General features: G+C 39.8%; 16 protein-coding genes. 7 read left to right on the top strand and 9 right to left on the bottom strand.

Annotated features, from left to right (window positions below; all coding sequences use genetic code 11):
- Positions 1 to 87: 87 nt before the first annotated feature.
- A complete protein-coding gene (locus ACE1CA_RS23955; protein ID WP_413280878.1) occupies positions 88 to 3,399 on the bottom strand; it encodes an alpha-mannosidase in 3,312 nt (1,103 codons plus the stop codon).
- A 164-nt stretch (positions 3,400 to 3,563) separates the two neighbouring features.
- Here ACE1CA_RS23955 and ACE1CA_RS23950 point away from each other — a divergent pair, with 164 nt between their 5' ends.
- On the top strand, positions 3,564 to 5,090 hold the full coding sequence (locus ACE1CA_RS23950; protein WP_413280879.1) for a hypothetical protein: 1,527 nt from the start codon (positions 3,564 to 3,566) through the stop codon (positions 5,088 to 5,090).
- 35 nt (positions 5,091 to 5,125) lie between these two features.
- On the opposite strand, the gene ACE1CA_RS23945 is transcribed toward ACE1CA_RS23950, so the two are convergent.
- Positions 5,126 to 6,904: a DUF3685 domain-containing protein gene (locus ACE1CA_RS23945; RefSeq protein WP_413280880.1), complete on the bottom strand. Its 1,779-nt coding sequence runs from the start codon at positions 6,902 to 6,904 to the stop codon at positions 5,126 to 5,128.
- 260 nt (positions 6,905 to 7,164) lie between these two features.
- On the opposite strand from ACE1CA_RS23945, the gene ACE1CA_RS23940 reads away from it, so the two are divergent.
- The gene (locus tag ACE1CA_RS23940; RefSeq protein ID WP_413280881.1) at positions 7,165 to 10,380 is read left to right on the top strand and encodes a pentapeptide repeat-containing protein; all 3,216 of its coding nucleotides are present in this window, start codon (positions 7,165 to 7,167) and stop codon (positions 10,378 to 10,380) included.
- Positions 10,381 to 10,410: 30 nt separating this feature from the next.
- On the opposite strand, the gene ACE1CA_RS23935 is transcribed toward ACE1CA_RS23940, so the two are convergent.
- Positions 10,411 to 10,857, bottom strand: coding sequence for a Fur family transcriptional regulator (locus ACE1CA_RS23935; RefSeq protein WP_459563704.1), 447 nt, complete (start codon positions 10,855 to 10,857; stop codon positions 10,411 to 10,413).
- 299 nt (positions 10,858 to 11,156) lie between these two features.
- Between ACE1CA_RS23935 and ACE1CA_RS23930 the strand changes: the two genes are divergently transcribed.
- Complete coding sequence (locus ACE1CA_RS23930; RefSeq protein WP_413280883.1) at positions 11,157 to 12,335, top strand: ATP-binding protein; 1,179 nt, start codon at positions 11,157 to 11,159, stop codon at positions 12,333 to 12,335.
- 169 nt (positions 12,336 to 12,504) lie between these two features.
- Positions 12,505 to 12,996, top strand: coding sequence for a CRR6 family NdhI maturation factor (locus ACE1CA_RS23925; RefSeq protein WP_413280884.1), 492 nt, complete (start codon positions 12,505 to 12,507; stop codon positions 12,994 to 12,996).
- Here ACE1CA_RS23925 and ACE1CA_RS23920 read toward each other — a convergent pair.
- From ACE1CA_RS23920 to ACE1CA_RS23910, 3 genes are all read right to left on the bottom strand, one after another.
- Positions 12,979 to 13,602 carry a hypothetical protein gene (locus tag ACE1CA_RS23920; RefSeq protein ID WP_413280885.1) on the bottom strand — a complete coding sequence of 208 codons (624 nt, stop codon included), beginning with the start codon at positions 13,600 to 13,602 and terminating at the stop codon, positions 12,979 to 12,981. The two genes, ACE1CA_RS23925 and ACE1CA_RS23920, sit on opposite strands and share 18 nt — an antisense overlap.
- Positions 13,603 to 13,630: 28 nt before the next feature.
- A complete protein-coding gene (locus ACE1CA_RS23915) occupies positions 13,631 to 14,239 on the bottom strand; it encodes a D-glycero-alpha-D-manno-heptose-1,7-bisphosphate 7-phosphatase (protein ID WP_413280886.1) in 609 nt (202 codons plus the stop codon).
- A 225-nt stretch (positions 14,240 to 14,464) separates the two neighbouring features.
- The gene (locus ACE1CA_RS23910) at positions 14,465 to 15,400 is read right to left on the bottom strand and encodes a glycosyltransferase family 9 protein (RefSeq protein ID WP_413280887.1); all 936 of its coding nucleotides are present in this window, start codon (positions 15,398 to 15,400) and stop codon (positions 14,465 to 14,467) included.
- A 75-nt stretch (positions 15,401 to 15,475) separates the two neighbouring features.
- Between ACE1CA_RS23910 and ispD the strand changes: the two genes are divergently transcribed.
- Positions 15,476 to 16,195, top strand: coding sequence for a 2-C-methyl-D-erythritol 4-phosphate cytidylyltransferase (gene ispD, locus ACE1CA_RS23905; RefSeq protein ID WP_413280888.1), 720 nt, complete (start codon positions 15,476 to 15,478; stop codon positions 16,193 to 16,195).
- 99 nt (positions 16,196 to 16,294) lie between these two features.
- Here the strand turns inward: ispD and ACE1CA_RS23900 are convergent, their stop codons facing one another.
- The gene (locus ACE1CA_RS23900) at positions 16,295 to 17,398 is read right to left on the bottom strand and encodes a tetratricopeptide repeat protein (protein WP_413276750.1); all 1,104 of its coding nucleotides are present in this window, start codon (positions 17,396 to 17,398) and stop codon (positions 16,295 to 16,297) included.
- Between the two features lie 164 nt (positions 17,399 to 17,562).
- Here ACE1CA_RS23900 and ACE1CA_RS23895 point away from each other — a divergent pair, with 164 nt between their 5' ends.
- Positions 17,563 to 17,889 (top strand): YbjQ family protein, encoded by a 327-nt coding sequence (locus ACE1CA_RS23895; protein ID WP_413276749.1) that lies wholly within the window; start codon positions 17,563 to 17,565, stop codon positions 17,887 to 17,889.
- 254 nt (positions 17,890 to 18,143) lie between these two features.
- Positions 18,144 to 18,773 (top strand): hypothetical protein, encoded by a 630-nt coding sequence (locus ACE1CA_RS23890; RefSeq protein ID WP_413276748.1) that lies wholly within the window; start codon positions 18,144 to 18,146, stop codon positions 18,771 to 18,773.
- 829 nt (positions 18,774 to 19,602) lie between these two features.
- Here the strand turns inward: ACE1CA_RS23890 and ACE1CA_RS23885 are convergent.
- Together ACE1CA_RS23885 and ACE1CA_RS23880 are read right to left on the bottom strand one after the other, a co-directional pair.
- Positions 19,603 to 20,718 (bottom strand): class I SAM-dependent methyltransferase, encoded by a 1,116-nt coding sequence (locus ACE1CA_RS23885; protein WP_413276746.1) that lies wholly within the window; start codon positions 20,716 to 20,718, stop codon positions 19,603 to 19,605.
- Positions 20,719 to 20,744: 26 nt separating this feature from the next.
- Positions 20,745 to 23,708 carry a glycerol-3-phosphate acyltransferase gene (locus ACE1CA_RS23880; protein ID WP_413276745.1) on the bottom strand — a complete coding sequence of 988 codons (2,964 nt, stop codon included), beginning with the start codon at positions 23,706 to 23,708 and terminating at the stop codon, positions 20,745 to 20,747.
- Positions 23,709 to 23,993: the final 285 nt, after the last annotated feature.

Here is a 23,993-nt window from a genome sequence, read left to right as displayed (position 1 = left end):
AGGATGCAAGTTCTTTTTTTTAACGCAGATAAACCGCAGATGAACGCAGATGAACGCAGATGTAGATAAATTTTTTTGATTTGTTTTCTAGATTTTACATTTCTTATTCCCTTCTACTTTTACGATCGCAAAACTGGCGATTTTCCAAGGGGAAATTTCCCAAGTTTCTCCATCAGCTAACTTCTCCGGGGAGTCAATCTGTCTTTCTAATAAATCTAGCGATCGCACTATCTCCACTAAGTCACTTTGCAATTTTAATTCTGCTGTTTCCCCGTGACATTCATAACAGCGCATTACCCATTGGTTCGAGTTTCCTTCCGCCTGTTTCACCGCCATCAAAATTAAGTTTTCACTGTTTAAATCTAACAATTGACCGATCGCAGGTAAAGTTGGATTCGGATTTTCTTTTATAGAGTTTAGCACCATTACTTGTAAAGGTAAATTTAATTCGTAACCGCGCCGAACTGTTTGCGCCCTTTTCCAATTTCCCCGATGCGGATAAAGGGCATAAGTAAATTCATGTTCGCCTTTGTCTGCTTCCGGGTCAGGCCAATTTGGACTTCTTAAAAGTGTTAATCGCAGTTGATTTGGTTGGCTATCATAGCCGTATTTACAATCATTCAATAAACTCACGCCGTAGTCATTTTCTGTTAAATCTGCCCAGCGTAAAGCCGGAACTTCCCATTTTGCTGTTTCTCTTGGTTCTTGGGGTTTGGTTCTTCTTTGAATCGCACCGCAAGCTATCTCGTAAGTCGCCATTTCTGCTGTTACATTCATGGGAAATGCTGCTTTAACTAAAACTTGCCTTTCTTGCCAGTCTACTTTGGTACTGATTTTTAAAATTGGCGATCGCACTTCCAACACATAATCCTGAACAAACTCCGATTTCCCAATTTTTCTGATTACCCGCAACCTTTTTCTAATCTCTCCCTTTTCTATCCATTCAATCGATCGCAATTGGGCTGACGGTAACGGATTTTTTCCATAGTTCGGATCGATATTCCAAGCATCCCAATATTGTCCGCTGTCTTGGAAAGCTTGCAGTTGATTTCCTTCTCCTTCTCGCAACACTTCCCTCTGATTAACTTTGTCAAAAACTCTCGTCAAATTTCCCGTTTCCTCACTCACTTCTACCCGGAGAAATTCATTTTCTAAAACCCTATCTTTTGCTCCCAAAATGTCTTTTTGACTAAGCTCCTCATTTTCTGATATATATATAGTATGATTGCACATTTTATTGCTTAATGCCGAATTTTCTCCCTCAACTAACGCAATATCAAGCGTTCCAGCTTGCTGAGGACATAACCAAAAGCCACGATAACCCACAGACGGCAGATCATGTGCGACAAAAATTAGCCTTTTTTGCTCATTTTCGGTGCCAATATTTTGGCTGGGAAGGGGCGTTCCCTCCAAGTCGCAAACCTGCCACAGCGTCTCAGAACTCGGTAAAGTAACGGTGACGACTTCCGAACGCTCCCAATTGAGCGAGTTAAATACGACGATCGGTAAAGCTCCAGGTTTTGGAGGTTCGGGGAATTTGATTTGAGATGCGATCGCTCCCCAAGCATTCTCCAAAATTCCCCCGGCTATTCGCTCCACTTCCTGCCAAGATTGATTCGCCTCTACAAACACTTGGTTAATCGAAGTTCCCGGTAAAATATCGTGAAATTGATTGAACAAAGCCTGCTTCCAAGCATTTTCTAATTCCGCTTTCGGATAAACCGCCCCAGTAATTAAACTTGCCAAACTTGCCCATAACTCAGCTTCGTACAACAACCCCTCGCATCGACGGTTCGATCGCTTTTGATCCGCGTGAGTTGTGTAGCAACCTCGGTGAAATTCCAAATACAATTCATCTTGCCAAACCGGGATTGATGAGTAAGGAATTGATTGGGATTCTTGTTGTAACTGTTCGCGCAAATTCTCTAAATAACTTTCGGATTTCTGGAACTCTAACTGCGGAAAAAACGGCGACTTTTGCCATCGCTTTGCTGTTTCCAACATATCACGAGTTGGCCCTCCTCCATGATCGCCTACGCCCGGTAGCCAAAGGGCATTTTTTACCCCAGTTTTAATCTCCCAATCAACCGCATAATTTGCCATTTTAATCGGTTCAATTCCCTCGCCAATTAAAGCAGACATAAAACTAAAAACTCTTGTACCATCAGGAGATTGCCACCAAAAAGCACCATAAGGAAAGTTAGTTGTATCGTTCCAAGTCAATTTTTGCGTGACAAAATATTCAATTCCTCCAAGTTTTAAAAATTGGGGTAAAGTCGCGCAGAAACCAAAACTATCTGGTACCCAAGCGACTTTGCTCAATTGCCCAAACTTCTGTTGAAAATAAAGCTGTCCGTAAAGGATTTGCCGCACAATTGATTCCCCGGAAATCAAATTTAAATCCGGTTCAATCCACATCCCGCCCATTACTTCCCAAACCCCTGCTTCTATCTGCTTTTTAATGTCAGCAAATAAGTCAGGATGATTGATTTCTATCCAAGCGTATAAAGCTGGCGAAGTGTGACAGAAAATTAAATCGGGAAAGTCTTTTTGTAAATTTATAACTGAGGTAAAAGTTCTTTGCGCCGCTAACCAAGTTTCACTTACAGGCCATAACCATGCCATATCTAAATGAGCATGACCTAATAGGGAAATTTTAGTTTGCCGATCGGGAATTTGTGACTTTAAACTTTCTCGCAAAAATGCCAGGGAATCATCAAACTTTTCTTTGTTTGGCAGTGCCGACCAATCAATCTGGGAAATCGTATTTGCTAAAACTTTTATCTTATCTCTGGCAAAAGTTTCGCAATTTTTCAGGACGATCGCCAACTCATCAGCAATAAAACCTGGCTCTAAATTTTGGGTTTGGGTCGATTCATAAACGCAAGCAGCACGCATTAATGCTCCTCGGTCATGTCCGGGACTGACTAACCGCAAAGCTACAATAATTTCTTCACCTGGATTGACTGAATTACTCAACAAAACTCTAGTAAAGTAATCCAATAAATCTCCCGACTGCACCAAATTTTGGTTGACAAAAATTTGCACATCTTCCGCCCACCAAGTTAATGCTAATCGTAATGATAATCCTGCTAAAGGATAGCCAGCTAAACTTTCAGGAATCACCAATTTTTGCGCCAGCCACAAAACCTTTTGTCCCGCTTCCCAAATTACATAACCTTTAGAATTTAATTCAACGGTAGGCGCATTTTCCCAAAAATTAGAGTTTTCTAAATCAGATAAATTAATTTCTGTAGGCGAATACCGCCAATTAGATATAATATCTACCTGTGATAGTTGCCGTAACTTTTCTATTGCTACTAATATCTGTTCGCTTTGAGATTGAGAATCAGAAATATTGGCAAAATTAGTTTGCTGATTAACCATCTTATCTTCCATCCCAATCATCCTTTGAGTAAAATTTAACTTAAAATTTCTAGGTAAAAGCAAAAAGTTAGCGATATCAATCCCCAAAACCTGTATACTTTAGATTAAACAGGAAATAGTTCAACAGTAAACCTCTTCTTTGAAGTTTCTCATCCCGCAATTCTAGTGATCGTACTATGCCATCTTCCGCTGGTCGCTATCGTAGTAGGTTATTTAATTTTGTATCACGACAAACCCGCCGTTGGATAGATCGTGCGGAACGTGCTACTAGACAGGTAACAGTAGCAACTGTCTGGGGGGTGCAGATTCTCGTTTATCCAATTTACCTTTTATTTCAATCTGCTAGATTAGCTGGCAAGCAATTACAACATTTTTGGCAAGGCTTAACTACTCCGCAACTAAATTTACAATCTCTCCCCGCTGATACACCAATTCAAAAAGTATTGGAGACTGTTCAATCTTTCGCTTTACCTGGGAATCTCTCTGATGCTGAATTGGTAGTAAGTAATGAGAAAAGTGAGGTTTTAACGGTTGAAAATCCTAGCTTGAATGGTCAGGAAATTCAGGGAATAGCTACTTTACCAGAAAATCGGCATTTAGTATTAATCGATCGGCAAAATCAAATTTTAGATATTCTCGATCGACAACAGCAACAACAGCTGAAAAAACAGATTAGTTTAGAATTAGCTCAATATTGGCATCATCAACGTTTAGTGCAGAATGCTTTGCGTCCGACAATGTATTTACCCCCGCCGGGAAGGGGTGAAAATGCTTTACCGCCAATTCGCCTTTTTCAAAATTTGATGGCTTGGATGCAAAGGGGAAAAGTCGCTGGTGCAATTAATCTGTTTCAAGAAGAGACTTTACAATTGCATCAAGAGGTAAAAAATCGGGAGTTACAATACAGAACGCAGCAGTTAAAACAAAAAACTCAAGAGTTAAAAGAACGTCAGCAAGAGTTAAATTTTAGAACTCAAAATCAATTGGGTATAGAATCCGTAGAAGTACCCGAAGTTAATGATACATCTTTGTTGGTAAAAGTCGATCGCGCGATCGCCGTCATAGAAACAAGCAGTTTAGCTGTCGCTAACGTCCCCAATTTTTTAGCACGTCGTTCTCAAGAGTTCAATCAATTATTTAAAGCTCGGTTGCAAGATTCACTCACAGAAGAAACGAACTACTCGCCCGATCTAAAATTAAAAATAGAAGTTTTAATTAAAGCTGCCTTTGAATACTTTTTCGGTGCTAGAACAACAGAAAATACCCTCGTTAATACTAATAATCTTAATTTAGAACCGGGCGATACTGATTTTTGGTTGACAGAGGAAGACTTATTTTCCGAATCTTTACCCCTGGAAACAAAACTGGAACAATGGGAACTTCGATCGCCAACTTCCAAAGTAATTATTCAAAAGAAAACTACTGCTAATAACTTAACTGAAACAATTATCTTTAGTCCTGATTTTCCAAGTGAATCTGTTGCTTCAACTCCTGAAAGTTCCTTAACAACTACTAGAAATAACCTACAAAAACAGCAGGATTATGAATATAATAACTCAGATTGTATAGAAATTCAAGCTACTTCCACAAGTTATATTAAACATCCTTTAGAACAAGCTTTAGAGATAGTCGATCGCACCATGTTCTTCATTGAAGAAATATTCCTTTTAATTTGGCGAGAAATTCAACAATTATTTAGGTAGGTTTTTATTCAATTTGAATTGAAAAAATAGTCAGCCTACTTTCCTCGATCGCCATTTCTACGAAACTTTGTCTCATCCCAAGCATTACCAATTCCTTGAAGAATACCCCTAGCAATCAAACCGATACCTCTGCCAACTACTTGGGTTAAAATATAAATTGTACCTCTACCAACTAAAGAAACAACCGATTGCACGCGGGGGGCGATCGCATCTCTAGCTTCTAATGTTAAAGTCACCGCATAAGGTATTCCCGCAAGTTCCTGCAACTCATAATTACGAGGCGCATAAATAAAAACTTTAATGATGCCATAACCATCCAAAACTAACAGATTATAGCGACTTTCAAAAATTGCCTTTGGCTCACTTATATATTTTTCCACTCGATATTTCCAAGACAATTCATTTCTAAACTTTTCAATTTGCCTCGTCGAAACTAATCGGTAGTCATAAAAACTTTGCTTGACTTCTTCCACATCAGCTAAATGATTTAACAGAGGTTGGATAACTGCATTTGCTACTTGAATTATTGTATTTTGCAATAACAATTCGGCTCTTACCATTGCTTCTACTGTTCCCACTGCATAGGGAATACCATCAATTATTAAAGGGATATCAAAGAGCAAATGGGCTAATAACTCACCTACCTGGGGAATTTTTGACAAAATTTCTAACTCTACTACTTCCGCATCTTGCAAAATTACTTGTACAACTTCTAAATCTTGATTTCTCAGTTGTAGCGTGTAGTATTTCCCAAAAAACTCTGTCACCGACAAGCGCCACAAATCCAGCAAAATTACTAAACGTTTCTCTGGTAATTGACTAAGTTGAACTTGGGAAAACCTTAATTCATCAACAATATCTTCCAATTGGTGCAAGATAACATTAAGTAATTCCCGCCGTTTTTCTTCGCGAAAAATGTCAAGTTCCAAAGGAGAACCAGAGAGATTTTTTAACCCATATTGGATTTTGGCAAAAGCGTTTTCAAAAATTTGCGATCGCCCCACCGACAAACCGATCTCTCGCCGCACTATTGCCGAATTTGGTTCCCGCCGTTCCCGACTAGGCTGTGACGCTACCCCCTGACTTCTCATTGGCTGCGTTGCTGGGGTAGCTGGTAGTTTAGGCGCTAACAACCGATTTACTAACCGCCTTGCTGCCAATAACTCTCGTCGCCTCCCCGCCAAAATTGCCCGATCCAAAACCGACAAGCGAGAATCTTTTAACTCTTCGTTGACTTCAGCCAAAGCCGCTTCAATTTGTCGGGTTCCAGACAGGCGCATCCTCTCAAACCAACTAGTGACTAAACCCAGTTTTGAGCTAATTTTCGTCTCAGAAGCCTGGACGCTAGGTTCTTGCCCGATAGTAGGAGACAAATAACCATAACTTCCACCCCTGGCTACCAAGCGAATCGCATTGACTAACTCAGAAACATCTACTCCCTTGAAACAAAAACCTTTCACGCCCACTTGTCGGGCGGCTTCCAATAACAAAGGTTCTGGAAACGAACTGAGTAACAAAATTGGTAACTGAGGGTACAAAGTTTTTAATCGTTGACAAAGTTCTAGTCCAGATTGTCCAGGGGGTAGCGATCGACCCAACTCCAGATCTAAAATGACTAAATCAACTGAAGTGTCCCCACTCGCCAAAACTTCCCGTAAATCAGTTTCCGACTGAGCTTCTGCAACTACTTGTAAATCGGGAAACCGTTCTACAACTACGCGCAGTCCGGCCCGAAAGACTGGCTCATCATCTACCAAAATTAATTTAATTGGACGATCGGGTGATGTCGGGTCAGGATTTGCCAGTTCGCTCATAATGATAATGCTTTAATTGTCATTTTCCCAAGGCTAAAGGCTAAACTGGATAGGGCGATGGATTGAGAGAATTTAGAGACATTGCATCTCATATTGGCACTTCTCCCATTCTTCGTTTCAGAGTTCTGTCTGGATTCTGTTTGAGACTCCAGGCTTCTAACATCTTAAATGGTTCTATGGTTAGCTTTTATCTTGGAAAAAGATACCTCATCTATAAAGTTAACCATAGCCAACAGTTTCTGAGTAGGCGTAGGAGTTGGATGAGCTTTAGCATTCGTTACTGGCTGACAGAACATAATATTGAACTTTCTCAACTGCAAACTCCAGAAGCGCAAACCGCAGGTATTGCTTTTCGCATGGTGCAGGATATGGAGGTAAAAAGCCTCGCGCCTTTTGATATTAGTCCTTTAACAGAACTTCTGGAACAACCCTTAACTATTGTTTGGCAACAGATTGAGCCAATTTCTGCGTTGAGCGTTCAATTACTGCGAATTTGGAGCCGCAAACGCGCACTCAAGCGTAATGAGGGCACATGGCTGGCTTTCCAAATTGCTTATATTAACTCTTTTCAGAAAATTTTAGAGCAAGAAAATATCTTCAAAAGACCTTGGTTAGACAGAGCCAGCGTTCCCATTACCGCAGCGGGAGACAATACCAGATTATCTACTTTATCCGATCCTCAGTTACAAGCTTTAATTAAAACTCTGCGTCCGGGAAGATTGACGGATACCCAAGCGGAACAAGCACTTTCCTTAATTGGAGAGTCTTTTTTGGTACAGCAAATGAATAATTTAGCGATCGCTTGGTTTGTCAGCAATGGATTAGAAGAAACACCCGCTAAACTCCTCACTCAACGTTTAATTCACGCACTTCCCGGACATTTGCTCACAGTAATTGCCGAAAACCCTTTACCTTTGGCGCAATTACAAAGATTTGTCCGTTTAGGTAATTTATCGAATACCTTTGAAAGCAGTATTATTGCTGACAGCGAAGAATTAGAACTCCTCGCCCCAGATAATACATTTTCGGCAATTCCTCCTGTCAGTCCAGTTGTTCCCGCCCCGATCGATCTCCAGCGAGAAAACTACCGAGCCAGTCTGCTAAAAATTTTATCAGAACCTTTATTAGGAGAACTCTTTGCCCTAAAAGATATTTTTGTTAATCCTAAAGCAACACCAGTAGACGCAGAATTAGAAACTAAGTTGCACTACGCCATAGGAAGAAATAATTTTAATCCTTCCGCTCATTCTGGCGCAACTGTTGATTTAATGGATTGGGCAATGAATCAGCTGTCTAATTTAGATAGCGTTGCCATTATTGAAGGTGAAAGTGGGACGGGGAAAACAAGTTTCTGTCAAATTTGGGCGGCAAAAATTGCTCAAGAAATTTATCCTTCTTGGATGCCAATTTTAATTCGATTGCGCGATGCTACTTTAGGAAAAAATTTAGCGCAAACTTTGGATAGCGCTTTTCCTTTAGCTAAGTTTACTAATGCTGATGGTTGGCTTTCGCCACAAAATCCCCCTTGTTTATTAATTTTAGATGGCTTGGATGAGTTACCAACTTCCCCTGCTATCGAACGGCAATTTTCAGCATTTTTTGACCAAGTGCAGGATTTTCAAAAACAATTTGCGAGTGCTTCTGGACGCTCTCGCCACAAAATTTTTATTACTTGTCACTCTTCAATTCTCAGCAACTTAGCTCATAGTTTGCCTGTTTCTTTTGAACGGGTGGCAATTAGTCCTTTAGAACAAGAACAGCTGAAAGAATGGTTTAAGCGTTGGTCTAAATTGCAATCTAAATCATTAGCTCAATCTTTCTTTAGTTTCTTAAAGCAAAATGGAGTATTTCAGTTTCGCCCGGAGAGCAAAGTTTTTGCGACATTAGTACATCAACGTTTAAATTTGTTTTTAGTAGCAATTCTCTATCGCAGTAGCAGGATTGATGAAAGTTTGTTGCCAATGGGTAGGCTTTCTCAATTACGGTTTGAAATTTACGATCGCCTTTGTCGTTGGTTATTAGGTGAATCTCCCGATGGAATGTCCCCAGGAGAGCGAGTACTCCACGCTGGAGATAGTTTGTTTAGTAGTTATCGTTCTCCAGAAGCGATCGCTAATTTACTTCAAGGTCGCACGCCTGAAGAACTGCGTCAACTAATGCAAACAGGTGCTTTAACTTTGCTCCAAACTGGTCGTTCCTCTCATCCAGTAACCGGGGAATTAAAAACCAAAATTGCTGAAAATCTAGAAGGAGAAAATAATTCTAATTTCTCGAATTATTTACTACCTAATTATCGATTACCGCCCTTTTATTTTCGCTATTTTAATTCGCAATTAGCGATAAATTCAGATTCCGAATCAGAAGAAATTTCGGTGGAATTTTCCCATCCTAGATTAGGTGAATATCTTTGTGGAGAAGCGATCGCTCAACAGTTAAAATTGTTGACCCAAAAAGTTGCCGATGCTTATGGAGAAACTATTTATGCTATTAATTCACCCGTTAGCGTCGCTCAACATCTTTACAAACTATTAGGTTTCGGTATTCTCAGCACCGAAATAGAAGAATTGATTGGGGAACGTTTACGCCGAGAAGAAGCTCGTAATCCCGAAGCTTTCTCTTTTCAAGTACTTACAGAACGTCTTTATAATTTCTACCGTTCCTATAGTCGCGGTCGCTGGTTAGATGAAGGTATCGCTCACAATGCTCGCGCTTATTTTCAATCTTTAGGTAATACTTTAAATGTCCTACAAATTGATGCGGCTGTGGGTCTGAATGTATTTCTTTTATTATCTGTCTGTCAAAGAGAAGGACAAGTCCCATTTTGGCCTTGTGGAGATCCCCAAATTCCTGAAGAGTTCGATCCCGATCAATTACTCGCTTTAATTGGTAGGACTTCGGTATTATCTCCGATCGCATTTTGGGAGCGATCGCGCCATAACTTAATGTTACTTAATCTATCTGGAGCTTGCCTGCAAAAAGCCATGCTCTCCGAAACAAACTTTTGGAAAGCTAACTTTTTTGCTGCCGAATTAGTCGGCGCAGACTTATCCGAAGCTAACTTACAAGAAGCTAATTTATCTTGGGCAAATCTTACAGGTGCAAATCTCAGTGGCGCAAATCTTTCGGCAGCAAATCTCACAGGCGCAAATCTCACAGGCGCAAATTTGTTAGGTGCAAATCTGAATTTGGCAAGTTTAACTAATGCTTGCGTCTTTGATGCCAAAATGGAGCTAGAAACTCAAGATTTAGCGGAAAAAAGTGGTGCTTTGTTCTCTATTGAACAATATCGTGCCTGTCAACTAGCTTTAGCTAACTTAGATACAGGAGTGCGACGCAACATCACTACTAATGCTAATGTGAATTTTGAACCAGCACAGCCTGACTCAACTTTACTAGTAATTGACGATTCCGGCGATCGCACCATGATTCCCCAAGATATGGATTTAGAAAACGATGAAACAATGTATTTAGAATAAAAACCCATCCCCAGTTAACTTAGTTCCCGATTAATCTGAAGACTCAACCTCACGATAACCAAAAAAGTTAATCGTATAATCAATGATTTTTACGCCTGTTTGTGCTTCTACCAATTTAATAATCTCTTCTGGTAGTTCAATATGAACATCCAAAATCTGATTAGTATCTACACAATTAACATGACTGTGAGAATCGCTGATGTTACCATATAAACGACCGTCCGATCGCTCAATACACTCGATAATTCCTTGGGCAGATAAAGCTTCTAAATTTTGATAAACTGAAGTATGACCTATGTCTTTGCCCTGTTGGTTCAACCGATTGTAAATCTCACGGGCTGACAAATGCTCTTGCTCTTGCCAAAGCAATTCTAAAATAAAGCGACGCTGACGACTCAAGCGCATTCCCATTGCTTGACACTTGTCTAGAGCATCTTCTAAAGACCGAACTGGTTTTACTGTCGCTTGATTTTGCATATTTACCGATCTTACCTCATTGGGTAAATCACTCATATCTACTCTATGTCTTCTACTTTACTTATGCTAATATAACGAGCCAATTGCCAACTCTGCTTGCTTGTCTTGGCTTGGTTAGGTCGTTTCCCAACTAAAACAAACTCATTTCCACTTTAGCTTAATTGTCATCTAGATGTCCACCAAGATAGAAAAACTACTACCAAAAGGCTGACGAAAAGCTGTTTCTACTGGTTTTGCAGTGGCTAATTTTAGATAGATGTAGAAATACCAAAAATACTTAATTAACTGAGAAATTTATAATGAAAGACCATCAAACAGCAACGGATAAAGGATATATTTTACTCGTTGACGATCAACCGGACAATTTACGGCTGTTATCCACTTTGTTAAGCGAACGTGGATATGAACCTCGCGGAGTAATTAGCGGACAAATGGCAATTAAAGCCGCTAGATCCAGCCAACCAGATTTAATTTTGTTAGATATTTTGATGCCAGAAATGGATGGTTATGAAACTTGCGAAAAACTAAAAAGTGATGAAAAAACTAGAGAAATTCCGGTAATCTTTATTAGTGCTAAAGATGAAACAATAGATAAAGTTAGAGCTTTTGGTTTAGGAGCGTTAGATTACATTACTAAGCCATTTCATGTTGATGAAGTGTTGGCTAGAATTGAAAATCATTTAAGTTTACGTAAATTACAAAAACAGCTAAAAGAGCAAAATAGCTTACTACAACAAGAGATTATCATTCGTCAACAAGCAGAGCAAGCCTTGCAAAAAGCTAATCAAGAATTGGCGCAATCTAATGCTGATTTGGAACAATTTGCTTATGTTACTTCTCACGATCTGCAAGCACCTTTAGCTACTGTTACTACTTACGCACAACTTTTAGAACAACACTGCAAAAATCAACTCGACAATCAAGCTAATCAATTTATTGAATATATAATCACTGGTTGTTTAAGAATGCAAAAGTTAATTGAAGATTTATTAGAGTATGCCCAAGTCGATCGCACTCAAAAGTCTTTTCGTTCAGTAGATTTGAATAATATATTAACTATTGTTTGCAGCAATTTAGAATCAACCATCGACAAAAATCAAGCAACAATTGTTTATGATAATTTACCAACGATAGTAGCTGATAGTTCTCAATTAGTGCAACTATTTCAAAATTTGCTTGATAATGCAATTAAGTACTGTCGAGAAGAACCACCGAAAATTGAAATTAGTGTGGAATTGAGGGGAAATGAGTACTTATTTGCTGTGAAGGATAATGGAATTGGGATCGATCGCCAATCTTTTGAACGAATTTTCCAGATTTTTCAACGGTTGCACGATTCTGAAGAGTATTCTGGAACTGGGATTGGTCTAGCAATTTGTCAAAAAATTGTCGAACTTCATGGTGGTAGAATTTGGGTTGAGTCGCAGTTAGGTGCAGGAACGACTTTTTATTTTACGATTAATTCTCAGAGTTCTTGATTTTGGGGACTGGGGACTGGGGACTGGGGACTGGGGACTGGGGGTAGGTTTTAGGGAAGAAACCCCAACCCCTAACCCCCAGAGATGACAAGTTTTAGAAAGGTTATAATTGAGCATCGTAAATGGTAGATAATAAATTTTAGAGTCATATTTCTGGTGAATTATTGTTATGTCGATCGCTATTACCATCAACACCGATCAGATAAATAAATTAGACTTGTCACCCGCTAAAATGGCGATCGAAGAGATAGTGCGAACAGGCGCGATCGCTGCATCCGAACAACAACTTACCTTTCAAATTAATTACGATCGTCCAGAGGAAGACCCTAGAGAACTTTCCGAAATTGACGAAGTAAGATTGTGGTTTATTCGCTTAGATACCCTTTACCCTTGGCTACCTTTTTTATTAAACTGGAAAAATGGAGAACTAGCACGTTACACTGCTATGCTAGTTCCTCATGAATTCCATCCCCGCAGCCATGAAATTCAATTTAATCCCCAAGCTTTAGAACTTTTTATTGTCCAAAAAATCTTTGTTTTAACAGATTGGTTAAACAATCAAGGTATAGCTAGTAAATCCAAATTAAAAGCAATGGCATTAACATTTGGAATCGAAATGGATGATGCCTTTTTTGATTTAATTTCAACAAATCCGATATAAACTTTCTGTACCTAAAGTAGTAGATTCACGCATTGCCCAGTTACCAGTAGCTCGATCGCCTTCAATTTGGTAGTGTAACCCAAAAACAGTACCTTCACCCCAAGCTACAATTAATTGGTCATTCACTTGCAAACCTACACCTTTATACTCATGTCCCACCAACCAAGAAACCTGATAAATTTCCCCTAATGAAGTAACTTGAAGAACACCTTCGTAAATACTAGTATTTTTGAAAGTACCCTGAACATTATAAGTACCTGCAACTTGATTAGGCGTACCACCAACAGCCTTTTCTGTTTCCACAATTCCAGTACAATAACCAGTAGCCCATTTCCCATCTAAAGTGCCATCAGAATTGATCTGATAAAGGCTAACTCCGTATGCTGCATCGGCACTACAAGCTGCGTAAAGATTGCCATTTTCAAAAAATGCAATACCTGGATAATCACCTAAAGTAGTTAACCAAGACATACTATAAATTTCCCCCATCTGATGTATTTGGACTGTACCGAAATAGGGGGTTTCATCTGTCGTTTTTGCTGCTGTAATTGTCCAAGTACCAACAGGGCTAGTTTTATGAGGATTGGTGGCAGTGGTAGTATTCATGGAAATATTGCTTAATTAGGACTTATATTTATAACTTACCCAATTGTTCGCAGATCCATGCAACAGCAGCAGCTAAATCTGTAGCAATGTAATCCGGTTGAGTGTGGTGTTGGTAAGCGCCACTTAAGACGCTGCGACCAAAACCAGTTTGAACTAGTATTCCACAACAACCAGCGTTATGCGCCATATCCACATCGGTTGCTTTGTCGCCTACCATAAAGCTTTGACTCAGGTCTAAGTTGTGTTCCCAAGCTGCTGCTACTAACATTCCAGTGTTAGGTTTGCGCCAGGTACTCCAAAGGCTAAATTCTGGATTGGTTCCGCCTTCTGGTGGACTTAGGTAGGGACAATAATATAAAGCGTTTAAATGAGCACCTGCTTCGGCTTGCAATAGTTGGCACAATCTTTGATGTAATGCTTCTACGTGACTAACTGGATAATAATCTCTAGCAGGGCCAGATTGATTAGAAACTAAACAAGAGAAAATTTCTAAATCGTTTAAGCGACGGACTGCGTTAGCGACACCGGGAATTAAATGTAAATCGTTAACGTGGTGAATGTAACCTGCTTCGATATTTAGTACGCCATCGCGATCGATAAAAACAGCTGGTTGAGAGGAGGGGAAATTTTGGTTCATGGGGATGTGAGAAAATTTTGGCGGTTAAAAGCGCGACTACACAAACAAAGTCCGCCTACGCGGACTTCTAACCTGGGGAAAGCAGGTTTTGTCTGTATAGCGTGCGACCGAACCTTCGCTACGCGAGTTATGAGTTTTGAATTTTAAGTTTTAAGTTATTAATTAATTCAAAACTCAAAATTAAAAACTTAAAACTTTACGGAAAATCCCCGATCGCAAATTAGTTTATCCTGCCCAAACTTTTTCCAAAATAGTATTTGGTGAAATGTCGGCTATTTTGCTAGTTGGGGATTGAATGACGAGAATGCGATCGCTAGTTGGTAACACTTTTTTGGCATCAGCAGCACCAAATAGAGCGATGATGTAAGTTTGTACTGCTACTCCTAATTGCATTGCTGCACTGTCAGTACAAAGCAACAAACTCGACCCAGCAATCATGGCTGCCAGTTTACCCAAATCTTCTGGGGCACTCACCTTCAAATCTGGGAAAGATTGTAACAGTTGACCGATCGCAGCTTGGCTATTGGCATCTAAAATTAATACCACTGGCAAAGAAGGCTGACGCTGTTGAAAATCTTGAATAATTTGCCGCCAGTTTTCCAAGGGGTAAGAATTTTCACCCTGATCGACTTGAATTAAAACATAACCGCTATCAGAAATTCCCAAGCGTTTCTGTTCTGCTTCTGCCCATTGAATGTCTTGTTTTGGTACATTAATTTCTACTGGTGGACAAGCAGAAGAAATGCTTAATCCTTGTAGCAAATCGTGGTACATTACCGCCGCATATTGTTCTGATTTTTTCGGAACAGAAGTAGTGAAAAAGAGTTGACCTTGACCACGAAAGCCAATTCGTTCAGAAATACCAGTCAACCAGAGTAACAGACCTGTTAACCAAGTTTGACTTAGAGAAATGGCGATATCATATTCGCGATCGCGGATCGTACCTAAGATATTGCCCCAATCTGCCAAACTATTGCGGTCTGTAAAATCGTAGGCAAACACATCTTTTACCGACTTACAAACTCGATAGGCACCCACTGACTTAGGTTGGACGACCACATCAATTTCAGCTTTGGGGTAATTTTGTTTGAGGTCGTCAAGAGTGGGGAAAAACAGTATTTGATCGCTAATCCCGCCAGGGACAAGGGCTACTATTCGCATATTTATTTAGATAGGCTTATCCGCACCTCATTTTAGTGGAAGATAGTAAGAAGTAAAGCAAAAATCGAGAAAACCGTGCATTTATTGATTCCAGCAGCCGGAATGGGTCGTCGGATGGGGAGTAGTCGAAACAAACTCCTCTTGACGTTGTTAGGCAAACCGTTAATTTTTTGGACTCTGCAAGCTGCCGCTGCCTCGCGCTACATTAACTGGATTGGGATAATTTGCCAATTGGAGGATTTGCCGGATTTAAAGGCAATAGTCGAAGAAATGACTTTGACTAAGCCAGTGCAATTCATCCAAGGGGGAAAAACTCGCCAAGAGTCAGTTTACAACGGTTTGCAAGCGTTACCCGACAATGCTCATCATGTTTTAATTCATGATGGGGCGAGATGTTTGGCAACGCCTGATTTGTTGGACAGATGTGCGGAAGCTTTACAAAAATGTCAGGGTTTGATTGCGGCTGTGCCCGTGAAGGATACGATTAAAGTTGTCGATCGCACTGGTTTAATTAAAGATACTCCCGATCGCAGCCATCTCTGGGCTGCCCAAACACCCCAAGGTTTTGAGGTTCAACTGTTAAAACAATGCCACGAAACTGGACTGAAATCAGGTTGGGTAGTTACCGATGATGCGGCTTTATTTGAAAAGTGCCGCTTACCTGTAAGAATTGTCCAGGGAGAAGAGACGAATTTGAAGGTGACGACACCTGTAGATTTAGCGATCGCACAATACATTTTGCATCAAAGGCAAGGGACTGGGGACAAGGGACAAGGTGACAAGGGGACAAGGTGATAATTTTATTCTCCCCTGCCCCCCTGCCCCCCCCCCCCTCTCCCCTGCTCCCCTGCTCCCCTGCCCCCCTGCTCCCCTGCTCCCCTGCCCCTCTACTTCTCAAGGCTGTAACTGCCTAATCACAGCTTCAACTAGTTGTACTTTTTCTTTCCTGCCTTGGTTTAAATAAAGACTGCGGGCTTGTTTAAAAAATGTTAGCGCTTCTTTAATCTTTCTTTGTCTAGTGAAAGCCACCCCCAAATGGTAATAAGCATTGGCATTTTGTTTGTCTAAACTTATGATGCGACGATAAACAGTAATAGCTTCGGGAAGGTTCTTTTGTTGTAAGTAAATTCCGCCAACTCCAGAAAGTGCTTCTACCGATCTAGGTTGAATTGTTAACACTCGCTGATAAGCAGCTAAAGCTGGCATCAATTGATGATTGTTGCGGAAAACATTGGCTATTTCTAAATGAAGATTAGGGTCACGTTTTGCTAGTTGAGTTGCTCTTTGTAATGCAGCTAATCCTTCTCTTTGATTGCCTTGTTGCAATAACACAGAACCTAATTTCAATTGCAAATTTGGATTATTGGGGGTATAAGCAATACCTCGCCGCAAAATTTCTACGGCTTCTGGTAAACGATTTTGCTCTGTTAGAATTACTCCGATCGATCTATAAGCTTGCCAATTTCTGGGATCGAGAGCAATAACTTGTTGATAGGCTGATGTTGCTCCTGAAAAATCTTTTTTACGAAATAGTATAGTTGCTAATCCTATAAAAGCATTGACATTATTTTTGTCTAATTCAGTAGCGCGTCGGTAAGCTTCGGCTGCACCGTTATTATCTCCTAAATTCCCCAGACAAAATCCGAGTGCTGAATATAATCGTGGGTTTTTCTTATCTAATTTTATTGCTCGACGATAGTATTCGCTCGCTTCGTAAAAATTTCGCTTTTGAGCAAAAATAAAAGCTATTGCTGCATAAATTTTCGGATTTGTATCATCTAATGTGGCGGCTTGTTGGTATGTGGTTAAGGCGCGATCGATCAGTCCTGTCCGTTGGAACAATTGGGCTTCACGCAACAGCCGTTCAACTTCATTTTTTACATAATTTTGATTATCTAGAACTGGGGGGTTTTCAGTTGCTTGTCCTAATTGCGGTGTTGTTACCGCTAACCCTCCCAATAGCAAGAGACTGACTATCACATAGTTCTGCTTTTGCATAGTAGATTTTTTCTGCGATTCTGCCATTGTGAGAGTATTGACATCACCTGAAAATATTGAATCAGAAATTGAGTAATTTTGATACCCTGGAGAAGGAATCAATTTTTATTTTGGCAACTACCATAAATGCTAATTATATCATTTTTCTCTTGAGAGGTAAAGCAATGATTATTACTACAACTGATGTAATTCAAGGTGTTCAGATTGATGCTTACTTAGGGATAGTAACGGCTGAAGTAGTTTATGGCACTAATGCTTTACGTGATTTTTTTGCGGGAATTCGCGATATTGTTGGTGGGCGTACTGGCAGTTACGAGCAGATTTTTGAGAAAGGTCAGCGGGAAGCGATCGCAGAACTGCAAAGACGCGCTCAAAGTATGGGTGCTAATGGGGTGATTGGTGTAGAAGTGGATACGGGTACAATTAATGTGGATCAAAAAGGGTCTTTGCTGTTGATTACTGCGATCGGTACAGCCGTTAAACTGCGATAAATTCTACTTGCTGAAAGTTAATTTTTCTTAATTAACTTTGTTAATTATCAAGAGTTTACTAACTTGTATTTACAATTACTATTAAGTAAACTCTTGTAAATATAAACTTATCTTTCCTACTTCTTTGGATAGAGTAATCAATTCCTACCCTTGATAGATATTCTTTAGCATGGATCAGCTTAATGTGTAACTAAATTAGTTCATACTGTTTGGCTTAAAAGTCTATCACAAAGAAAAGAAGGGAGGAATAAATTATGGCTTATGGAAATCGACCACCCGATGTTGTGGAACCAGTAGTAACAAATCGAGTAATGGATTATCACGATCGCGTTAGATGGGGTCCAATCATTTCTGGTTTGTTAATAGCTTTAGCAACTCAATTAGTCTTAAGCTCTTTAGGCGCTGCTATTGGTTTAACTAGTTTAGCTAACTCAGGAGCTCCCAGATCTAACGCAGGAGATGTAGGAGTTGGCGTTGGTATTTGGTCAATCATTAGTTTATTAATTGGCTTATTTGTAGGGGGTTGGATGACAGCCCGTGCTAGCGGACCAATGAATCGCAATACAGCCCTTTTAAACGGCGCAATTCTTTGGGCAGCAACCCTAGCGATCGGTTCTTGGTTAATAGCAAATGGAGTAGCAGGTACATTTGGAATTGCTGCTTCTAACGCTGGAGAAGTAATTAATCAAGCGCGTACCACTGGTAATGTTCCTAATCAAGTTCCCGGAGTCAGCGCTCAACAAACTCGTGAAATTGCAGGTAATGCAGCTAAAGCTGGTTGGTCATTTTTATTTGGTTCTTTGTTAGGTTTACTAGCAGCAATGGGTGGAGCAGCTGTAGGCACTCGCAGTCCTCGTAATTACAATGCTAATTACAATCCCTAATAAATTTATCTAGCAAAGTTTGCCAAGTCAATCAAACCTTTTTGCCATTAAATCACCGTTTTCAGGTGATTTTTTTGTCATAACCCAACTTTTTAAAAAGTCTGGGTTCTAGGCTCACGCCATGTACGACATGATTCTTTGCTCCCAACCTTTTCCCAGCATTGATTGATACAATCAATCATTCCCAATTTCTGAATCGTAAATGCTAGGAACTGAAGTCTATTATTGATATACCAGAACAAAATATATTGAGGCTAATGATAATAAGCTGGAAGACTTATGCAATGTGTGAGAGTATCTTTCTTAGATTTAGCTCAACAAGATCGCCTGCACAGGCACAATAAAAACTAAAAGCTTGCTGCACCTCCACCGTTTATAGTCGGACCCCTCTCTCACCAGTCCCTCCAATTTCCTGCTAGACAGACACCCTTATTTGACAACCCACCCTCTTAACCTACTTGATAGACTTTCCAAACGTAACTAAACAAGTGCTTAAACTCCATGAAGCCGCCGACTGTGCTAGCCACAAGTAGTTGTCTGTTATTGCTAACAGAATTGCATAACGTTGCCATAAGTTTTGTTGTTTAGTCATAATCTCAACAGAAAAATGCCTGCGACTAAACAGAGGGCCTATGACTATCAAATAGCAATTAGTAACAAGCCTGCTTATTGGCAGGATTTCATGTGTTGAATCGGCTCGTAAGGACATTATTGCTCAGTTATTTTGCGCGCAACTTTGTGAATCACGGCATAGTAATTACAGCTTTTTTTAGTACATTGTCGAACCGTTTTGGATATGCAGTCTATGTTCGCGCTTTCCCCACTTTTCTCAAATCCTTTTTAAAAGTATCCAGCGTAGTTCCATTGGTGGGTTTTTACTAATAGGAAATAAATCGCGTCCCATTGCCCAGTTAACATACCAAGTGGTGGGAGGCCATGCTTCTGGAGGTAAGTGTTTTTGTTCGTATTCGATTACTGATTCATCGGAAATTAGCTCTAATGGTAAGTCTTCCATTGCTGCTTGTAGTTCTTTTCTGGTAATAATATAAGACCAGGAGACTTCGGACATTTCTTTAACAAAGTTATCTGGTTCATAATCATCAATTGCGAAAAAGGCGCTGAATAAAAGTAATCCACCACTTCGCAAAGTATCGCACATTTTAGCAAGGAATAAGCGGACTTGCTCGGTGTAACGAAAGTGGGATAATACTTCTGAGGCGATCGCTAATTTATAACGTGCTACTTTCATTCTTAAAAGCGGGTCTAAAATATCTCCTTGAATTACTTTTACTGGTAAATTTTGGTTATTTATTTCTGTATTTAATTTTTCGATAAATGCGGGTGTAAGTTCGATCGCATCTACTGGATAACCTAACTTCGCTAAAGGAATAGTATTGCGACCTGTTCCCGCACCAATATCTAAAATTGTTGTAGTTTTTGGCTCACCAATTTCGGCAGCAATTTTCATTACTTTAGCATCAGGATGGCTACCAAATAAAGGTTCTTGGCGAATTTGGGGCCATTGTTGATACTTATCGGCAACTGATTCTACTAAAACTTTTGTGTTAATTGTCACTCCACTTGCCAAACCTTTGGCTTCTTCCGCAGGTAAAAAGCTGACTAATAAACGTGCGTGGGGTGAGAGTTTATATCCTTCGGTTAAACCTTTAGTGATTAATTCTTTTAAATTATTGAAATTTTCTTCGTTTAAGTTTTGCCCTAATGTTTTGAGCAAATTTTGTACTAATTGTAAGTATTCATCTAACATTGCTGGAACGCAGGGTAAAGCAATTTCCCCGCGAACATTCATCAGACTTTTGACTTTTTCTAATAATGCTTGCTTTAAAATATTTGGATCTTTTATGATTAATTCGGTTTCTGTTTTTGACTCACTTACTGAAGGTGCTGGTAAAGATTCTTGCAAAGATATGTTATCGTTAGCCATGATTAATTAGAAGTTTCAAACCTAGTTTATAAGATTTCCACAGTTCCGAGTTGACCGTCAATTCGCACTAGCTGACCATCTTTCAACAGACGAGTTGCGTCTTGAATATCCATGATAGCTGGGATACCATATTCACGAGCGACGATCGCACCATGAGATAAACGTCCTCCGACTTCAGCAATTAGTCCACCTGCTCTAGCTAAAAGTGGTGCCCAACCAGAGTCAGTATAGGGCACAACGAGGATAGTTTCACGATTAATTTCCGGTACTGATTGCAAATTTCGTAATACTTTAACTCTTCCTTCTGCTTGTCCTGCACTTGCACCTATTCCTTGTAAAAGTTCTGTTGGTTGCAAGGAAGCTGTTTTGAAAATAGTGATAGCTGGTTCATTTCCATATACTACAAATGGTGTTGTTTCTAGTTGTTGATGTTGGGAGAGTTGCGATCGTCTTTTCTCGATAATTTGAGTTAATTGATTGAGTAATTCTCGGTCTTTATCGTTAATAATTTGGCGAATTTCTGCCAATTCTAAGAAAAATATATCACCTGGTTCTTTCAGTAAACCCAATGCAAGCCAGATTTTTTCTAAATCCAAGAAACTCCATCTTAATTCGGCTAAAAGTTGACTGTATACTTCTGTAACTCTGCCTTTTAAATTTAACCGATTTTGGACTAATTTTGTTTGCCAAGTTTGATGTTTGCGATATTTTGGTAAAAGTGATGACGGTGGATTAATAATAAATTGGGTAAAAATTTCTCTTACATGATCGGGTTCTTCTTTCCAAGTTGGAACCGCAATATCTGTGGCGACATCGCTTAAATAACCGTAAGCTTCTAAGATTTGTTCGAGTCTTTGTAAAATTTTTTGTCCTGCTTCATCTTTGATTAAATTCACAAATATTTGGGATGTTTCTTCTGGGATAACGCCTCTATTAATTAATACATTTTTCGCATCAATAGCGAGTGCAGTTAAACTGCGTAATGAAGCAACTTCTGGTGTTTTTTCAGCATTTAATTTGGCATCTTGTACTCGAAGAATTGCTTTTCTAAGAGCGAAACTCAGAGGAGCAAGGATACTATAATAAGTTGCTTTGCGTTGTAATGCCAGAATAAAATCTATGCGGTTTAATAAAGATTCAGGATCGGTAGAAGTTTCGGGATTTTTTAGCTTAGTTAAACCAGGAGTAAAGTGTTTGCGATCGTCCCTTGCAAAATCCGCCTCTAAAGCTCTTTCCCTTTGCCATAATTTCAGTAAACCAGGCACATTTCGCAGAGTGGAAATTAAAGGCGGTTTACTAAATTTTGCCCCTCTAGTCAGAAACTCCAAACTTTCAGGAGGTAAACCCATTCTGAGAAAAATTTGCCCCAAAAGTGAAGCGTTGAAATAAGCGCGAGAATAGTGCAGAGTAGCAGTTTCGTTAAAATCTAAACCTTTAGCTCTATTACCCAAAACTATGGTAAAAATTTCTCCCCAAACGCCACAAGTTAGGGGACGATTAATCGACCAAGTTAACGGACGAATCAATCCGGGAATCACTTCTGCGGCAATTTTTCTTGTCCAAATTGGGGATAAAGTAGTAATTGGACGAGATTGCAAAAGCCATAAGCGATCGCCATCATAACTCCATTCAATATCTTGGGGAATTCCGTGATAACGATTCTCTAATTCTCTAGCTAAAATTGCCACTTGGCGAATTAATCCTAATGGTACATCTCCCTCTCCTTGGACGGAAATCGATGATAAATCTGAGTTTTGTGCAGTTGCTAAATCGCTAATTGTCACTCGATATTGTTCTGGCGTAATTTGTCCTGAAACTACTTGAGAAGCACTACCAGGCAAAGCTTCGACGATAATATCATTACCCGATCGCGCGATCGGATCGCGACTAAAAGCCACACCGGAAAAAGCACCACGTATTTGTTTTTGAATTAACACTGCCATTGCTGCTTCCGGCAAATTTCTGTCTGAACGATATTGTATTGCACTTGGTCGATCGTAAGAGGTTTGACAACTAATAATTGCTTGTCTTAGAGTAGTGCGATCGCTAACATTTAAAATCGTCTCATATTGTCCTGCTGCTGAAGCAGTTTCCGAATCTTCACCAATAGCAGAAGACCGCACAACTAAAGGTTTTTCTAAACTAGGTTGCAGCGAATCAACTATTACTTCAGGATCGTCTCCAGGTAGCAACACCCAACCATCAGGAACCGCATAACCCCAGCGTTTTAATTGGGATAAAGTGGCGGCTTTTTGTCCAACTTTTGCTGCATTCAGTTTTTGATTTAAAGAAATCATCGATCGGTCGCCTCGAAAAAAGCGAAACATTTTTTGAGATTCCGGTTTTCCCTCAGAAGTAGGAAGGTCTAAATCATCAGGGAGTTTCTGATAGATCCAACCGATAATTATAGCTAGTGCGATCGTTGCCATAATTCGCGGTTTATCCTGGGGATATAACAAAATTACCAGCAAAGGCAGTAAAACTAAAACAGCCAGTTTCCCCGCTTTCCTTTCCCGGATAATTGTAAAGCTAATTCCCCCAATAACAAACACTAAAAAAGACACCAACCAATCATGAACCACAAAACCCCAAACAACATTAGTAGTTCCTGCACCTTTGCCAATCCAATAACGCCCTAATACTAAAGCAATTAAAGCAATTACCTCCCATTCTGATGGGTATACCTGAAAAAATTTCTGCCAAAAACCAAAAAATCCTGTTGATGTTTGCGAAAAAATCTCCGGTGCAAAAAAAGCCCGTGCTAACAAAACCGCAACAATTCCCTTAAAAGCTTCCGAAAGGACTGCTAAAACTCCAACAACAGTTCCCCCGTGATAAAAAGCTGCTTGTACCCCAATATTTCCTGTACCCAGTCTCGCCAAATTCTGTCCAGTGAGTGCGTAAGTAATCCAAGCAATTAAAGGTAGTCCCCCCAACAAGGGACAAACGACGAAAATTAATAGTACACCCCAAACTTGTGTCAGTGTCATTCCCAGAAATCCTTAAATTGCCAAAGCAGCAAGGTACAACAGTTCAAGAAAGCTAAGACATATTTAACATACTCTACTCTTGGCATTTCTGACTTTAAGCTGAAATGGTCAGTCATTTGCGGGTGGATTAGCCAAGATGTCCTTAGAGTAGCAAAACGTTACATTAACCTAAACAAAATTGTATCTTTATATACGAATTGTTGGACAAACCAGCAAGAATATATTAGGGGGCTGGGGATTGGGGACTGGGAAGGAGAAGACGCAAAGATGCTGAGACAGTTAAAA

It is taken from the genome of Floridaenema evergladense BLCC-F167 (assembly GCF_041929205.2).
Taxonomy (GTDB): Bacteria; Cyanobacteriota; Cyanobacteriia; order Cyanobacteriales; family Aerosakkonemataceae; genus Floridanema; species Floridanema evergladense.
The sequence above is the reverse complement of the archived record's forward strand: the minus strand, read 5'-3'. Positions and strand labels throughout refer to the sequence as shown.

Bases quoted from the DNA above. Each gene is read 5' to 3' on its own strand.
- ACE1CA_RS23925 (WP_413280884.1), top strand. From the start codon at position 12,505: ATGTCGATCGCTATTACCATCAACACCGATCAGATAAATAAATTAGAC.
- ACE1CA_RS23950 (WP_413280879.1), top strand. From the start codon at position 3,564: ATGCCATCTTCCGCTGGTCGCTATCGTAGTAGGTTATTTAATTTTGTA.
- ACE1CA_RS23880 (WP_413276745.1), bottom strand. From the start codon at position 23,708: ATGACACTGACACAAGTTTGGGGTGTACTATTAATTTTCGTCGTTTGT.
- ACE1CA_RS23885 (WP_413276746.1), bottom strand. From the start codon at position 20,718: ATGGCTAACGATAACATATCTTTGCAAGAATCTTTACCAGCACCTTCA.
- ACE1CA_RS23915 (WP_413280886.1), bottom strand. From the start codon at position 14,239: ATGAACCAAAATTTCCCCTCCTCTCAACCAGCTGTTTTTATCGATCGC.
- ACE1CA_RS23895 (WP_413276749.1), top strand. From the start codon at position 17,563: ATGATTATTACTACAACTGATGTAATTCAAGGTGTTCAGATTGATGCT.
- ACE1CA_RS23945 (WP_413280880.1), bottom strand. From the start codon at position 6,904: ATGAGCGAACTGGCAAATCCTGACCCGACATCACCCGATCGTCCAATT.
- ACE1CA_RS23940 (WP_413280881.1), top strand. From the start codon at position 7,165: ATGAGCTTTAGCATTCGTTACTGGCTGACAGAACATAATATTGAACTT.
- ACE1CA_RS23920 (WP_413280885.1), bottom strand. From the start codon at position 13,602: ATGAATACTACCACTGCCACCAATCCTCATAAAACTAGCCCTGTTGGT.
- ACE1CA_RS23935 (WP_459563704.1), bottom strand. From the start codon at position 10,857: ATGCAAAATCAAGCGACAGTAAAACCAGTTCGGTCTTTAGAAGATGCT.
- ACE1CA_RS23930 (WP_413280883.1), top strand. From the start codon at position 11,157: ATGAAAGACCATCAAACAGCAACGGATAAAGGATATATTTTACTCGTT.
- ACE1CA_RS23955 (WP_413280878.1), bottom strand. From the start codon at position 3,399: ATGGAAGATAAGATGGTTAATCAGCAAACTAATTTTGCCAATATTTCT.
- ACE1CA_RS23910 (WP_413280887.1), bottom strand. From the start codon at position 15,400: ATGCGAATAGTAGCCCTTGTCCCTGGCGGGATTAGCGATCAAATACTG.
- ACE1CA_RS23890 (WP_413276748.1), top strand. From the start codon at position 18,144: ATGGCTTATGGAAATCGACCACCCGATGTTGTGGAACCAGTAGTAACA.
- ACE1CA_RS23900 (WP_413276750.1), bottom strand. From the start codon at position 17,398: ATGCAAAAGCAGAACTATGTGATAGTCAGTCTCTTGCTATTGGGAGGG.